The organism is Arthrobacter sp. FW306-1B-G06A (assembly GCF_058781765.1).
The window spans coordinates 15057-30203 of record NZ_JBYSXB010000052.1 but is presented as its reverse complement, the minus strand read 5'-3'; the positions used below and the strand labels follow the sequence as shown (position 1 = coordinate 30203).

Genomic DNA, 15147 nt, shown 5'->3' with positions numbered 1-15147 from the left:
GGGTAGGGGCGGAGCTGGTCATGAGGGATTCCTAGAGGGTGGCGGCCATCGGGTCCCAGTCCTCGGGGAGGGCCTGGGAGGTCACGGCGGAGCTGTCGACGCCTACAAAGGTGCCGGTTTCGGCGGACTCGGAAATGGAGACCAGGGTATCTACCACGTGGTAGGCCAGGGCTCCCTGGGCGCGGTGCGGGACACCGGCGCGCAGGGACCGGGCCATGTCCAGCACGCCCATCCCGCGGCCGTTGGCCGGTCCCGTCGCGGGAATGATTTCCGCTTCATCGGCCCCGGCGCGCCAGAGCTTGAGGTCGCCGTCGAAGTAGTTCGGATCCGGCAGCTCGAGGGTGCCCTCGGTGCCGGTGATCTCCACGAAGCCCATCCGCAGGCGGGGGGATTCGAAGCTGAAGACACTGTGCGAGGACGCGCCCCCTTCGAACTGCAGCATGGCCGAGACGTGGGTGGGGACCTCGACGGGGAATTCCTCCCCGGCCTTGGGTCCGGAACCGACCACGCGGACGTCCTTGGCTTTGGACCCGACGGCGGCCACGCGACGGACCGAGCCGAACGCCTGGACCAGGGCGGTGACATAGTACGGGCCCATGTCGAAGAGCGGGCCTGCGCCGTGGGCGAAGAGGAAGGACGGGTTCGGGTGCCAGGATTCGGGGCCGGGGGTCTGGAACATGGTCAGGGCGGTCAGCGGGGTGCCGATGTCGCCGCGTTCGATGATCCTTCGGGCGGTCTGCAGTCCGGCGCCCAGGAAGGTGTCCGGTGCGCAGCCCAGGCGGATCCCCGCGGCGTCGGCCGTCTTCAACAGGGCCAAACCGGATTCGCGGTCCAGGGAGAACGGCTTCTCGGTCCAGACGTGCTTGCCGGCGTTCACGGCGGCCGTGGCCACCTCGACGTGCGCGGCCGGGATGGTCAGGTTCACGATGATCTCGACGTCGGGATGGTTGAGCGCCAGCTCCGGCGAACCGAACTCCGGGATGCCGTATTCCTTGGCCCGTGCCTCCGCGGCTTCCTCGAACAGGTCCGCGATGACGTGGACCTTCAGGTCCGGGAAGACCGTCAGGTTGTCCAGGTAGGCCTTGCTGATGTTGCCCGCGCCGATGACGGCGACGCCAACGGGTCCCCGGCGGGCGGACCGGGTGGACTGGTGCGTTGCGGCGCTCATGCGTTCACGTCCTGTGCTGCGTTGTTCTGGAGGAAGGCGAGGCTCTGGGCGATGCCTTCGAAGATGTCTCCGGCGTAGTCGTCGAACTCCACGACGCCTACTTCCAGGGACGTGGCGGCAGCAACGACGTCGAGCACCGGGATGGTGCCCTGGCCGGCAGGCTGCTGGGCCTTGGTGTCGGTGGTGCCGGGGCCGTCCTTGATGTGGATGAATTTCACGCGGTCACCGAGGCGGGCGAGCAGTTCCACCGGGTTCTGGCCACCGACGGATGCCCAGTAGGTGTCGACTTCCAGGACCAGTTCCGGGTCGAGGAGGCCTTCGAAGTACTCCAGGGCTGTCTGGCCCTCGATGATGGACTCCAGTTCCCAGGCGTGGTTGTGGTAGCCGACGCGGATGCCGTATTCGGCGCCCTTCTTTGCTGCGGCGTTGAGCTTGGCAGCGGTGGCCTGGATGTCTTCGGCGTTCTGCCAGTGTTCGGCAGGCAGGTACGGGTCGATGACCGTGGAGATGCCCAGTTCCTTGGCGGCGGCGAAGATCTCATCCTGGTCCTGGCTCAGCAGCGGCGCGTGCCCGGACGGGGCCGTGAGGCCGTTCTCCTTCAAAGCGGCGCCCAGTTCCTTCGCGGTGGCCACGAAATTGTAGGGTTCAACCTGCGTGAAGCCGATCTCGGCAACCTTCTTGATGGTGCCCGGCAGGTCTTCCTGGATGGCATTGCGCAGGGTGTACAGCTGGATGGAGTAAGACATGGTTTTCCTTTGCGTTGTCAGTTGCGTGAAAAGGTTCGGTTATCGTCCGGCGAGGGATCCGCCGATGCCGCCGACGCTGAAGTACTTGTTCAGCGTGGCGAAAACGATGATGGGCGGGAGCATCATGACGACGGCGAGGGCCATGACGCCGGACCAGTCGGTCATGTTCTGCTGGAAGAAGGACTGCACGCCCACCGGCAGGGTAAAGATCTCGTTGGAGCGCAGGAACACGATCGCGACGAGATAGTCGTTCCAGGCCAGGAGGAAGGCGAAGATCGCGGTGGACAGGATGCCGGGCAGGGAGTTGCGCAGCACCACCTTCGTGAACGATCCGAACACGGAGCAGCCGTCGATCCACGAGGCCTCCTCGAGGCTGACCGGGATGGAATCGAAGTATGCCGCCATCATCCACGTGGCCACGGTCATTGTCGAGCCGACGTAGATGATGATCAGGCCGAGCAGATTGTCCACGAGTCCCATGCCTGCGAAGAGGATGAACAGCGGCACCACCGAGGTGATGATCGGCAGCGACTGCATAACGAACAGCAGCAGGGAGTAGCCGGAGACGGCTTTCGAGCGGCCGCGGGAGAGGACGTACCCGGCGGGTGCGGCCACGGCGACGGCGACGATCACCGTGGAAAGCGTGGTGACGAGGCTGTTGGTCAACCAGGTGCTGGCGAGGGTCTTGGAGAAGACACCCGTGATGTTTTCCAGCGTCAGGCCGGTAGCGGTGCTGTTCGGACCCGGGGTGAGGGCCAGGATGACGGTGACCATGATCGGGACGAGGACGATCGCAGTAATGGCAAGGATCAGGACGAACCGCCACCAGCGTCCGCGCATGCCTGCTTCGGAGAGGACGCGGCGCGATTTTTCGGGTCCCGCGACACCGAGTGCGGGTCCGGATTCGGGGTGGGCGTGGAGTACTGCGCTCATTATTCGACGCTCGACTTTCGGATCTGGCGGTACAGGAAGACCGACACGACGACGAGGGTGAGGGTCATAAGGAAGGCGATCGCGACGCCGGGACCGGTCTGGAAGTCCTGGAAGACGCTGCGGTAGGCCAGGACCACGAGGGAGGTCGTGGCGTCGACGGGGCCGCCGCCGGTGAGCAGGTAGATGGTGGGGAAGTCGTTGACGCAGAAGATCGTCATCAGGATCCAGCTGATGTACGTGGAGCGGGCGATCATCGGCAGGGTGATCTGGGTGAACTGCTGCCACTTGCTGGCGCCGTCCATGCTGGCTGCCTCGTAGACGGTGGTGTCCACGGAGGCCAGGGCGGCGGAGATCATCATCATCATGAAGGGGAAGCTGACCCAGACCTTGAAGACCATGACCATGACGGCGGCGAGGTGCGGGTCGGCCAGGAACAGCGGTGTGCCGAGTCCGAGGTTGCGGAAGATGGAGGGGATGAGGCTGTCCGGGGTGGCGACGAGCCAGTTCCAAGCGGTGGAGGACACGACGATCGGCACCACCCAGGGCAGGAGGAGCAGGACCTTGAAGGTGCCGCCCGCCGGGATCTTGGTGCGCAGGAGCAGTGCCAGGCCCAGGCCCACCAGCCAGGAGCCGAAGACGCCCACGATCGTGAACCACAGCGTGAACTGTGCGGCCTTCCAGAAGGCGGGCGAAGACAGGACGGTGGCGAAGTTGTTGACGCCGACGAAGTTGCCGGTGTCGATGAGGGAGCCGTCGTGGGTTGCCTGCACGCCGGCGTAGATCAGCGGGTAGCCGTTGATCAGGATGAGCAGGACGATCGAGGGCAACAGGAGCCAGAAGAACGTCCGCTTGGCCTGCCCCGACAGTTTGCTCTTGCGGTTTACGGACCCGCCGCCAGACCCGCCGGGAGCGAGTCCCCGACGGGCCCGGGCGAGGCCGGACTGTGTTGTGGTGGTTGACATGGCGACGGCTTTACTTCTTGATGACGGATTCGAGGCCGGTCTTGAAGGCCGTGAGTGCAGTCTTGGCGTCGGTCTTTCCGGTCAGGATGGTCTGGGTGAACTGGTTGAGTGCCTGGCCGCCGTCCAGGACAGCGAGGTTGGCGTTGAGAGAGGTGCCTTGCGCGGCGAAGGTCTTCGCGATGGGCTGGTATTCCTTGACGATCTTGACGTTGTTGGGATCACCGGCAAACTCGGGAAGTTCAGTGATGGACTTGAAGACCGGCAGTCCGTTCATCAGCTTCTGGCGCCACAGCTCCTTGACCTGGCCCAGGTAGTAGGTCAGGAAGGCCTCGGAAGACTCCTGGGAGGGGGTGTTCTTGTACATCATGATGTTGTTCGGGAACACCAACGCTGCTTTGTCGCCGTGCGGACCGGCCATCGGGCTTGCCACCAGGAGGTCTCCGGAGGTGTCGCCCACGCGCTGCGGCAGGCCCAGCACATACATGCCGAAGGCAGCCTTCTTGCTCTTCCACTGCGCATCGAGGTTGTCCGTGGTGTAGCTGACCGCCGCGGGGTCGACGACGCCGTTGGAGACCAGCTCGAGCAGGAATTCAATGGCTTCGACGTTGCGGTCGTTCATGACGTCCAGCTGGCCGTCCTTGGTGAAGACGCCACCGCCGTTGTTGATCATCATCATGATCATCAAGTGGTTGCCGATGTTGTTGCCCGCGCCGGAACCCGTAGCGAAGCCGACCGCACCGATGGACTTGAGCTTCTTGCCTGCCTCGAGCAGGCTGGGCCAGTCGGTCGGAACCGCCACGCCGGCCTGGTCGAAGAGGGACTTGCGGTACCACAGCGGGCGCATGTCCAGCTGCCACGGAACGGCGACGTAGCCCTTGTCCGTCTTGAAGGGCTCCAGCACGCCCGGCAGGAAGTCGTCGAACTGACCGTTCTTCTTGAGCGCCTCGATGACCTTGTCTGCGTAGGCGATCTGGCCCTGCTGCTCGAACTGGAAGGCCTGGAAACCGCCACCGGTGGATACCGCAGGCCCGGTCTTGGACGCGATGGCCGAGGAGAAGGTCTGATAGAAGTTGTTCCACTGGATGATCTGGTAGCTGGCCTTGCCGTTGCTGCCTGTGGGTACGTAGCTCTCTGCAATCTTCTTGGCGGCGTCATTGTAGGCCGGGGTGCCCCATGGCATGTCCCAGAACTTGATCGCGCCACCGGCGCTGGAGCTTGAGCTGGAGCCGCCTCCGCAGGCTGCGAGCAGGGGGACAGCCGCTACTGCCGCCGTGAGGCCGAGGAAACCCCTGCGGGAGAAATTGCGGCTGGCTTCGGACTGAACATTCATGATGATTCCTTTCGGGACCGCTGCGTGGTCTTCGCGTTTGGTGCGGTCCGGCTCGTCGTCGAGAAGGCTAATGATTGCTTGGTGCTCTGTTGCGCTCGATGGTGCTGGTTGCGTGTTTAAGGAGAGGTGCAGGTTCAGGAGAGGTGCGCGATGGATTCCGTCAGCCGCGCAAAGCCAGCCAGATCGGAGGGGAGAGTACCGGCGTCGAGGTGTTCCTTGAGCCGGCGCCAGGTGGTGCGGTGGGCGGATTCGTAAAGCGTTGGCAGGAGGATTTCCCCCTGTTGCCCGGTAGCGCGGACTTCTGCCGGCCAGGCGGCAAGCGGTTCCGGGACCGCAATGCTGACACCGCCGTCGTCGGTATACAGGCGGAAGTCGACGCCGGCGGCCCGGGAGTTGCTCAGCACGCCTTGGAGCGAAACCGGAGCTCCGTTGGCGAGCCGCCCGGAAACCGCGTAGCCGTGCGCGCCGCGGCGCAAGAGGCGAAGCGCGTCCAGTTGCCCTGTGACGCGTACGACGGCGGCGAGGTGCTCGGTGAGCAGCCGTTCCGGATCCGTTCCTGCCGCGGCCGTCGCGACGGTGTCCAGCATGGCGGCGCGGCCGGCTACCGTGCGGACGGCGTCTTCGGCTCCGGCGAGACCCGGGCTGGATGCCCAGCGCTGGTCCAGGACCACCGCGACGCCGGACGCTTCAGCGGCGTCGAGCAGGGCGGCGGTGTTTTCCGGGACCGGGTTGACGACGACGATGCCCGACGCTCCGCCGTCGATCGCCTTGATGGCCTCGGTGGTCCAGCCCGCGGCGCCGTCGATGGCGGAAATCCGTGCGGCCTCCCCGGCTGCTACCGGGCCGAAGCTCGCTGGAAGAGAAGCCACCGCGAGTGCTACGGAGCCGCTCTCTTCCGCCTGCGGGGTAGCAGTGACCGTGTACTGGGTGCTCATGAGCGGGCTCCTGCATGGCTGTTTGCGTGCTCCGCCGCCGCGAGGTCCACCGTGGCGTCGGCAATGGCTATCGCGAAGGTGAGGTCATTGATGAGGCTTTCGGCCGACGGCGGTTGCTTGGTTCCGAGGGCCAGTTGGGCGAGTTCGCGCCATTCGCCCTCGTAGCCGTTGTGCTCGAACGGTCCGTAGGTGGTACTTGTGGTTCCGCGGGTGATGGTTGCGACCGCGGAACCCGCCTGTACATAGGAAGGAGTGAAGTCCACGCGAAGGGCTGCGTCGTCCGAGATCGCTTCGAAGACCCATTCCGGCTTCCATGTCTTGTTCATGGCTGCCCTGAGTTCGATGATCCGGTCACCTGCGCCCGGTCTTCCAGAACGCAGCGAAATCACGTAGCCGAAGGGCCGCACGTGGCGTGCCTGCAGCACCTCGAGGTCTTCGAAATCCGGCGTGAAGCGGCGGACGAGCGGAAGGTCGTGGATGGCGAGGCCCATGATGCCGCCCCGCAGGAAGTTCTTGATGACCTCGATATCGCTGTAGTCAGGGTTGCCGCTGGCTGGCCGGGTAATGATTTCGGTGGCGAAATCTTCGAACCGGGCATTGGGCGGGAGAACGATGGAAGAACGGATGGTGTGGACGTTCTCGGGGAGATCGCCCCAGTTGGCTTCGGCTGCGAGCCAGCCCGGATCGAAGGTGTGCATGGCGCCCACGATGATCGGCACGCCGGTTTCCGCGCTGACCGCCGAAATCCGGGCAGCCTCCTCGCCGCTCATGGCGAAGGGCTTTTCGCAGAGGACGGCCTTCTTTCCCGCGCGGCACGCGGCGATCACTTGGTCCGCGTGGAACTGGTGGGGGCTGCAGATGGCGACGATGTCGACGTCGGGATCGCCCAGGAGTGCGTCAATGCTGGTGCTGTGTTTGGCGCCGACGCGTGCTGCGACCGATTCGGCAACCGCGGAGTCGACGTCCATGATGTGGCGGACTTCCAGGATGTTCCGGAGCCGGGCCAGGGAAGGAAGGTGGATTGCTTGGGTGACCGGGCCGGCGCCAAGGATGCCGACGCCGAGGGGGCCTGGTGATCCCAACGGTGTTGCCTGTGAGTGGCTGGACAAGATCAGTTACCTCTTCGTAAACGGAGTCTCTGAGTTTCAGCGTGGCTTTGTGGGCTACGTGACCCTTCTCACAAACAACCTACGACGACTTTTGTCGATGAGCAAGCAAAAGTTGAAAATCATTCGACAATCTTTTTGCTGCGTGACAGCCATAAGCAATCGTGCTATCACTGATGCATGACTTCAGCACCCGAAAAAGCCCCGGGCAAGGACGGCTCCGTACAGGACGCCGGGAGCCTTTCGCGTGCAGGAGACCTGTTTCAGCTTCTTCGCGACGGCCAGGCACGGACCCGCGCCGAACTCGCCATCACCACCGGGCTGGCCCGTTCCACCGTCGCCTCGCGCATCGACGCCCTCATGAACTCCGGACTCGTGGGTCCCGCCGGCGAGGCAAGCTCCAGTGGCGGCAGGCCGCCGTCGCGCTTTGCCTTCAACCCTGCGGCCCGCGTTGTCTTGGCGGTCGACGTCGGAGCGACGCACGTAATCGTTGCGGTCACCGATCTCGGTGGAACAGTCCTGGCCGAGCGCCGCCTCGCGCAGGAAGTCGCAGACGGTCCCGAGGTGGTGCTCGGCAGGGTGGTGGCGGAAGGACGGGAGCTTCTCACCGAAGCCGGCCGCAGCCTTGACGACCTCGCCGGGATCGGCATCGGGTTGCCCGGTCCGGTGGAACACGACACCGGCAGGCCGATCAAACCGCCGATCATGCCCGGCTGGGACGGATTCGACGTGGTCCGTTACATGCAGCGCTCGCTGCCGGTTCCGGTCCTCGTGGACAACGACGTCAACATCATGGCACTGGGCGAACGCACAGCGTATTGGCCGGACCACGACAATTTGCTCTTCATCAAGATCGCCACGGGCATCGGCGCGGGCATTATCAGCAGCGGCGAGCTGCAGCGCGGCGCCAACGGCACGGCCGGGGACCTTGGCCACGTCCGGGTTCCCCGCGGCGACGACGTGCTCTGCCGTTGCGGGAACTACGGCTGCCTTGAGGCACTCGCCTCGGGACCCGCCGTCGCCCGCCAGCTGCACGCCCAAGGACTCCCGGCCAGCAACGGCGGGGACGTGCTGCGGCTCGTGGCCGAGGGAAACCTCCAGGCCATCCAGGCACTCCGGCAGGCCGGACGCGACGTTGGCGATGTCCTGGCAACAGTGGTCAATCTGCTCAACCCCTCCATGATCGTGATTGGCGGCAGCATGGGGGAGGCCGGTGAGCACCTCGTGGCCGGGATCCGCGAAGTTGTCTACCGGCGTTCCCTTCCCTTGGCCACCTCGCACCTGCGCATCGGCATCTCGATGGCGGGCGACCAGGCCGCGATCCTCGGTGCGAGCCAGATGGTCACCCAGCACGTTTTGTCTCCGGCAGTGATTGAAGCCACGCTCCAAGCAACCGGCTGACGGGCTTTTAACCCCCGCGCGAACTGGCAGCAAATGACCGTTGCCGCGGATTTTGGGGTCATCGCCTGCCAGTTCGCGCCGTGGAGGCGTGATAGCAATGAAGGTGATGCCTACTTTCCCCGCCTTGCAGTGCGCCCCATGACCGGTCCATTCCTCGCCAAGGTCCCCCGAGGTTGGCTGATCCTTGCGTGCATAGGCCTCATCGCCCTCAACATGCGGGGACCCTTCGTCGCGGTGGCGCCGGTGGTGGATTCCCTCAAACGGGATCTTGGATTTTCCCCCGTGGAACTCGGGTTGCTGACGGGCATTCCCGTGCTTTGCTTCTCGCTCGCCGCCCCGCTGGCCTCTATGGCCGGACGCAGGCTCGGCGCCGAATTCGCTGTGATGCTCACTCTTGTGGGTGTGCTGGCCGGCGTCGTGATCCGCTCCAGCGGTGGCGGTGTCCCGGTCATGGTGGGCACCGTCCTTATCGGCCTCGCGATCACCATCGGCAACATCGCGGTGCCACTCATCATCCGCCGCGATTTCGCGCCGCGCCGCCAGGCAACCGCCATGGGTGTCTACACAGCAGCGCTGAACATCGGGTCCTTCCTGACTTCGGTGGCCACGGCCCCGCTCGCGGAACTCGTGGGATGGCGTCTTGCCCTCGCCGCGAGTGCCCTCCTGGCCCTCGCGGCCATCCTGTTCTGGATCCCCACCGTCGGTGCCCGGCAAGCTTTCGTTCCCGCTGCTGTGCCCGCCGCCGGCGGCTCACGAGCGGGGGGCGCCTCCGGGGTTGGCTGGCTGACGGCGGGCCTGACGCTGGGCTTCGCCGGCCAGGCATTCTCGTACTACGGCGTGACCGCATGGCTCCCGAGCTTCCTGGCCGACGAGCTGGGCATGGGCACAGCACAAGCCGGGGCAGGATCGTCGCTCTTCCAGATTTTCGCGATAGTCGGTGGGCTCGGCGTGCCGCTGCTCGCCCGTTTCGCCAGTACGACGGCGGTGGCGGCCACCTTGGGTGCCTTGTGGCTCACGGTGCCCTTGGGCTTGTTGCTGGCCCCGGGCTGGTGGTGGCTATGGTCGTCCCTCGGTGGAGTAGCGCAGGGCGGCGGCATCACGGTCATCTTCATCGCCATCATCAAGTTCGCGCGCGACCAAGCTTCGGCAGGCAAGATGTCCGCCGTCGTGCAGGGGATCGGCTACTGCTTCGCGGCCTTGGCTCCGACCGTCATCGGCTACGTGCACGGCATCTCCGGCAGCTGGACCGTGCCGCTCCTGGTGATCCTCGGATCGGTCACCGCATTCTGCATCTGCACCACCCTCTCGGTGCGCTGGGTGGCCCGGCAGCGCTAAGTGCGCGCCGCCGTCGTCCCTTAACCCCGCGCGAACTGGCAGCAGATGACCGTTCCCAAGCGGCAAAGTCATCTGCTGCCAGTTCGCACGTGTTGATGAAGGGGTTCCGTCGCTGGGCTGCCGCCCCGACCATCGGGGTCACTTGTTGCGAAGAGTGCAGGCAGCCCAGCGGCGGGGGCTTTATCTACGGGTTCAAGCGGCGACGAGTTCTTCCTTGGTGGCTTCCTCGCGGGCTTCCGTGAGGTAGCGGGCGTAGGCCGGGATGGTTAGGAAAGTGGGGAACTCCTCGGCGAGGGTGACTTCCTCGAAAATGCTGCGGGCATCGTTGAAGCGGTCGTCGTCGAAGCGTTCCAGGCGGGCGAACTCTTCGTCCAGGAGGTCGTTGATCCACTCGCGGGTGATGACTTCACCGGTGTCGGTGATGGCGTGCGAGTAGATCCACTGCCAGAGCTGTGAACGGGAGATCTCCGCCGTGGCTGCGTCCTCCATGAGGTTGTGGATGGCCACGGCGCCGTTGCCGCGCAGCCAGGACTCGATGTAGCGGATGCCCACCTCGATGTTGTTCCGGATGCCGGTCTCGGTGATGGTGCCCGTGGTGGAGGCGACATCGATCAGGGCGCGGTCGTCGGGGGTGACGTCCTCGCGTGAGCGGTCCAGTTGGTTCGGACGCTCGCCGAGTACGCCGTCGAACACTTCGCGGCACACCGGAACCAGGTCCGGGTGGGCCACCCAGGAGCCGTCGAAGCCGTCGCCGGCTTCGCGGGTCTTGTCCGCGCGGACCTTTTCGAACGCTGCCGTGTTGGCGGCCTCGTCCTTGCGGTTGGGAACGGCTGCGGCCATGCCGCCGATCGCCATGGCGCCGCGCCGGTGGCACGCCCGGACGAGTTGCTCGGTGTAGGAGCGCATGAAGGGCTGGGTCATGGAGACCTGGGCGCGGTCCGGGAGCACGAAGCGGGGCCCGCGGGTGCGGAAGTTCTTGATCACGGAGAAGATGTAGTCCCAGCGGCCGGCGTTCAGGCCCGAGGCGTGAGCGCGCAGCTCGTACAGGATCTCCTCCATTTCGAACGCCGCGGTGATGGTTTCGATCAGTACCGTGGCGCGGATGGTGCCCTGCGGGATGCGGAGGAGGTCCTGGGCCTGGATGAAGATGTCGTTCCAGAGCCGGGCCTCGAGGTGGTTCTCGATCTTGGGCAGGTAGAAGTACGGGCCCTTGCCCTGTGCCAGCAGGCGGCGGGCGTTGTGGAAGAAAAACAGGCCGAAATCGACCACTCCACCGGCAACGGGCTTCCCGTCGATGAGCATGTGCTTCTCCGGCAGGTGCCAGCCGCGCGGCCGCACCACGATGGTGGGCAGTTCTTCGGCGGCACGGAGCTTGTATTCCTTGCCCTCCGGTGAGGTGAAGTCGATGCGCCGTTCCAGGGCGTCGGTGAGGTTCAGCTGGCCCTGGATGACGTTGCGCCACGTGGGGGTGGAGGAGTCTTCCATGTCTGCCAGCCACACCTTGGCGCCGGAGTTGAGCGCGTTGATGGTCATCTTCCGGTCCACGGGCCCGGTGATTTCCACGCGTCGGTCTTCGAGGCCGGGTGCCGGGGGAGCGACCCGCCAGTTCGGATCATTCCGGATGTCCGCCGTCTCCGGGAGGAACCGGGGATCCTGTCCGCTCGCGATCTGGCCGCGGCGGGCGTGCCTTGCCTGCATCAGCTCCTGGCGGCGCTCCGCCGTCGCGCGGTGCAGGGCTGCCACGAATTCCAGGGCGTCCGGCGTAAGAACCTCGTTCTGCCGGTGGATGGGCTGTGCGGTCAGCGTGATGCCGTTGATCGTGTAATTGTCGGTGAAGCTGTTCATTTCAATCTCTCCTCAGAGAAGCAAATGTTCGACGGCGGGCCTAGCTGGGTTCGATACGGTGCGTGGCTGGCTCCGGCCTTCGGACCGGCATTGCTCTGCCTGCTATTCCCCGTTTCCGGGTCCGACCTCGCTGAGCGAGGACGGACCCGGAAACGGGGCCCCTTTTACGCAGGCTGCCGCAATACCGGACTCTTCGGCCTCGTGCGCCAGTCGCCAAGCGCCGCAAGGTCGGCGAAGGTGATCCGGAAGCGTGCGTAAAAGGGGCCCTGTCCCCGTCCTCGGCCGAGCTTTGCGAGGCCACAGGACGGGGATGGGGAATAGCACGCGGAGGATTGCCTTTGTCGGCCGCACCGCTGGGGCAGCGGCCCGCCGTCGGGAGGTTAGTGGAACTGGCCTTCTTCGGTGGATCCCACCAGGGCCAGGGTGGATGCGTTGGGGTTGAGCGCAGTTGCGATGTCGTCGAAGTAGCCGGTGCCGACTTCGCGCTGGTGCTTGGTTGCGGTGTAGCCGCGGGACTCGGAGGCGAATTCCTTTTCCTGGAGTTCGACGTAGGCGCTCATACCTTCGCGGGCGTAACCGTGTGCGAGGTCGAACATCGAGTAGTTCAGGGCGTGGAAGCCGGCCAGGGTGATGAACTGGAAGGTGAAGCCCATGGCGCCGAGTTCACGCTGGAACTTCGCGATGGTGGCGTCGTCCAGGTGCTTGCGCCAGTTGAACGACGGGGAGCAGTTGTAGGAGAGCATCTGGTCCGGGAAGTCGGCCTTGACGGACTCGGCGAACTTGCGGGCCAGCTCAAGGTCCGGGGTGCCCGTTTCCATCCAGATGAGGTCCGAATACGGGGCGTAGGCCTTGGCGCGGGCGATGCAGGGTTCGATGCCGTTGCGGACCTTGTAGAAGCCTTCAGCGGTGCGTTCGCCGGTGATGAATTCCTGGTCGCGCTCGTCGACGTCGGAGGTGATCAGGGTGGCTGCCTCGGCGTCGGTGCGGGCGATGATCACCGACGGTGTGCCGGCGACGTCGGCCGCGAGGCGGGCGGCGTTCAGGGTCCGGACGTGCTGTTGGGTGGGGATGAGCACCTTGCCGCCGAGGTGGCCGCACTTCTTCTCGGACGCGAGCTGGTCTTCCCAGTGCACGCCCGCGGCGCCGGCCTGGATCATGGATTTCATGAGTTCGTAGGCGTTCAGCGGGCCGCCGAAACCGGCTTCGGCGTCGGCGACGATCGGGACCAGCCAGTCCTCGACGGTCTGGATGCCTTCGGAGAATTCGATCTGGTCGGCGCGGAGCAGGGCGTTGTTGATGCGGCGGACGACGGTGGGGACCGAGTTCGCCGGGTACAGCGACTGGTCCGGGTAGGTGTGGCCGGAGTTGTTGGCGTCGGCCGCGACCTGCCATCCGGAAAGGTAGATGGCCCGCAGCCCGGCCTTGACCTGCTGCACCGCCTGGTTGCCGGTCAGCGCACCGAGGGCGTTGGTGTAACCGCCGGTCTTAGCCTCTTCCGTGAGCTGCTTCCACAGCTTCTCGGAGCCGCGCCTGGCCAGGGTGTGTTCTTCGGAGACGCGGCCGCGGAGGCGGACGACGTCGGTGGCCGAGTAATCGCGGGTGACGCCTTCCCAACGCGGGTTGGCAGCCCATTCGAGCTCCAGTGCTGCGGCCTGCTGCTGAGCGGAGGTGGGCTGCCCTGGTTCAAATGCTGCGGTCATTGTTCTGTCTCCTTTGACGCTACTTTGGCGTGTTGCTGTGTATGTCGCCCCGGCCGATCTTCGCTGCGCCTTTGCATTTCAGATCGACCGGGACTTCGTGGTTATTACTTTTCAGCACTTCCGAGAGGCTTTCTAGATAAAAACCATGGAAAGAAATGCACTTCTTCGCGTATCCTCAAGAAATGTCACCTGTGAGCTGGAACCGCGAAGTACCGCCGCCGTCGTCGTCCGCTTCCACCGCCGAACTGGACGTCATCAGCCTGGGCCGCCGCGTGCGGTATCTGCGCAAGCAGGCCGGACTGACCCTCGACGACGTGAGTGCCGCCGTCGGGACCGCCCCGAGCCAGCTGAGCCTCATTGAGAACGGCAAGCGCGAGCCCAAACTGGGCCTGCTGAAGCAGCTCGCGGCGGCACTGAATGTCGGCATCGAACAGCTGCTCGGAGCGGAACCGCCCAGCCGCCGGGCGGCCTTGGAAATCGAGCTCGAACGGTACCAGCGCGGGCCCCTGTACGAGTCGTTGAACCTGCCGAAAATCCGTGTCAGCTCGCGGCTTCCACTCGATGTTCTCGAGTCGCAAGTGGGCCTCCTGCAGGAGCTTGAACGCAAGCTCAACGAGCAGGTCGCGACGCCGGAAGAGGCTCGCCGCGCAAACGGCGAACTGCGTGCCATGATGCGCGAGCGCGGCAACTATTTTCCGGAGTACGAGGCCGAGGCGCAGAAGGTCCTCAAAGGCGTTGGATACACGACCGGGCCCTTGAGCCAGCACGTCATTGCGGACATCGCGGACCACCTCGGATTCACGCTCCACCACGTGGGCGACCTGCCTCATTCCACCCGTTCAGTGACCGATCTAAAGAATCACCGAATTTATCTCACGCAGAGCCAGCGGCAGGACCACGATCCCCGTTCGGTCCTCCTGCAGGCCCTGGGACACTACGTCCTGGGCCACGAGACACCCAAGAACTACGGCGACTTCCTGGCGCAGCGCGTCGCGACGAACTACTTCGCCGCGGCTCTCCTCCTGCCCGAGAACGCCACCCTGGAGTTCCTCCAGAAGGCGAAGGCCGCCAAGGAGATCGCGGTGGAGGACATCCGCGACGCCTTCGCCGTCTCCTACGAAACCGCGGCACACCGCTTCACCAACCTCGCGACGAAACACCTGGGCATCACCACCCACTTCCAGAAGACCCACCAGAGCGGCATCATCTACAAGGCCTACGAGAACGACGGCGTGGCCTTCCCCCAGGACCATACCGGCGCCATTGAGGGCCAACCGGCGTGCAAAGCCTGGACTTCGCGTGCCGTGTTCGACGTTCCGGACAAGTTCAGCGCCTACAGCCAGTACACCGACACCGTCTCCGGCACCTATTGGTGCACGGCGCGCACGGAGCGATCGGCGGCGGGAGAGTTCTCGCTCAGCATCGGCGTGCCGTACCAGCACGTGAAGTGGTTCCGCGGGAGGGAGACGACGGCGCGGGCTACCTCGACGTGCCCGGACCCGAACTGCTGCAAGCGCCCGCCGGCGTCGTTGGCTTCATCCTGGGCAGGCAACGCCTGGCCGTCCGCCCGCGCCCACTCGCACCTGCTGGCCGCCATGCCGCCGGGCGCGTTCCCCGGCGTCGACGAGACCGAGGTGTACGCGTTCCTGGAGGCGCACTCGGGGTAGTTTCGTGCGGGGCTTTTGG

The 15147-nt window shown here is 65.2% G+C and carries 12 protein-coding genes; 3 read left to right on the top strand and 9 right to left on the bottom strand.

Annotated elements, in window-relative coordinates:
- Positions 1-31 precede the first annotated feature (31 nt).
- From AC3WJM_RS20860 to AC3WJM_RS20830, 7 genes are all read right to left on the bottom strand, one after another.
- Positions 32-1168: a Gfo/Idh/MocA family protein gene (locus AC3WJM_RS20860; protein WP_492272848.1), complete on the bottom strand. Its 1137-nt coding sequence runs from the start codon at positions 1166-1168 to the stop codon at positions 32-34.
- Complete coding sequence (locus tag AC3WJM_RS20855) at positions 1165-1914, bottom strand: sugar phosphate isomerase/epimerase family protein (protein WP_492272847.1); 750 nt, start codon at positions 1912-1914, stop codon at positions 1165-1167. The genes AC3WJM_RS20860 and AC3WJM_RS20855 overlap by 4 nt, the downstream gene beginning before the upstream one ends.
- A 39-nt stretch (positions 1915-1953) precedes the next feature.
- Positions 1954-2847: a carbohydrate ABC transporter permease gene (locus AC3WJM_RS20850; RefSeq protein ID WP_059388540.1), complete on the bottom strand. Its 894-nt coding sequence runs from the start codon at positions 2845-2847 to the stop codon at positions 1954-1956.
- Positions 2847-3809 (bottom strand): carbohydrate ABC transporter permease, encoded by a 963-nt coding sequence (locus AC3WJM_RS20845; protein WP_492272846.1) that lies wholly within the window; start codon positions 3807-3809, stop codon positions 2847-2849. Before AC3WJM_RS20845 ends, AC3WJM_RS20850 begins: the two co-directional genes overlap by 1 nt.
- Positions 3810-3819: 10 nt before the next feature.
- Complete coding sequence (locus AC3WJM_RS20840; protein ID WP_306963271.1) at positions 3820-5139, bottom strand: ABC transporter substrate-binding protein; 1320 nt, start codon at positions 5137-5139, stop codon at positions 3820-3822.
- Between the two features lie 134 nt (positions 5140-5273).
- Positions 5274-6074 carry a hypothetical protein gene (locus AC3WJM_RS20835; protein WP_441432915.1) on the bottom strand — a complete coding sequence of 267 codons (801 nt, stop codon included), beginning with the start codon at positions 6072-6074 and terminating at the stop codon, positions 5274-5276.
- Positions 6071-7156, bottom strand: a complete 1086-nt coding sequence (locus AC3WJM_RS20830; protein ID WP_492272845.1) for a Gfo/Idh/MocA family protein — start codon at positions 7154-7156, stop codon at positions 6071-6073. Before AC3WJM_RS20830 ends, AC3WJM_RS20835 begins: the two co-directional genes overlap by 4 nt.
- A gap of 204 nt (positions 7157-7360) precedes the next feature.
- Between AC3WJM_RS20830 and AC3WJM_RS20825 the strand changes: the two genes are divergently transcribed.
- Both AC3WJM_RS20825 and AC3WJM_RS20820 read left to right on the top strand, forming a co-directional pair.
- Positions 7361-8581, top strand: a complete 1221-nt coding sequence (locus tag AC3WJM_RS20825; RefSeq protein WP_284988674.1) for an ROK family transcriptional regulator — start codon at positions 7361-7363, stop codon at positions 8579-8581.
- Between the two features lie 138 nt (positions 8582-8719).
- Complete coding sequence (locus tag AC3WJM_RS20820) at positions 8720-9916, top strand: MFS transporter (RefSeq protein ID WP_492272844.1); 1197 nt, start codon at positions 8720-8722, stop codon at positions 9914-9916.
- 192 nt (positions 9917-10108) lie between these two features.
- Here the strand turns inward: AC3WJM_RS20820 and aceB are convergent, their stop codons facing one another.
- Both aceB and aceA read right to left on the bottom strand, forming a co-directional pair.
- The gene (gene aceB, locus AC3WJM_RS20815; protein WP_492272843.1) at positions 10109-11761 is read right to left on the bottom strand and encodes a malate synthase A; all 1653 of its coding nucleotides are present in this window, start codon (positions 11759-11761) and stop codon (positions 10109-10111) included.
- Positions 11762-12141: 380 nt separating this feature from the next.
- Positions 12142-13461, bottom strand: coding sequence for an isocitrate lyase (gene aceA / locus AC3WJM_RS20810; RefSeq protein WP_492272842.1), 1320 nt, complete (start codon positions 13459-13461; stop codon positions 12142-12144).
- Between the two features lie 155 nt (positions 13462-13616).
- Between aceA and AC3WJM_RS20805 the strand changes: the two genes are divergently transcribed.
- Positions 13617-15128, top strand: coding sequence for a helix-turn-helix domain-containing protein (locus AC3WJM_RS20805; protein WP_441432910.1), 1512 nt, complete (start codon positions 13617-13619; stop codon positions 15126-15128).
- Positions 15129-15147: the final 19 nt, after the last annotated feature.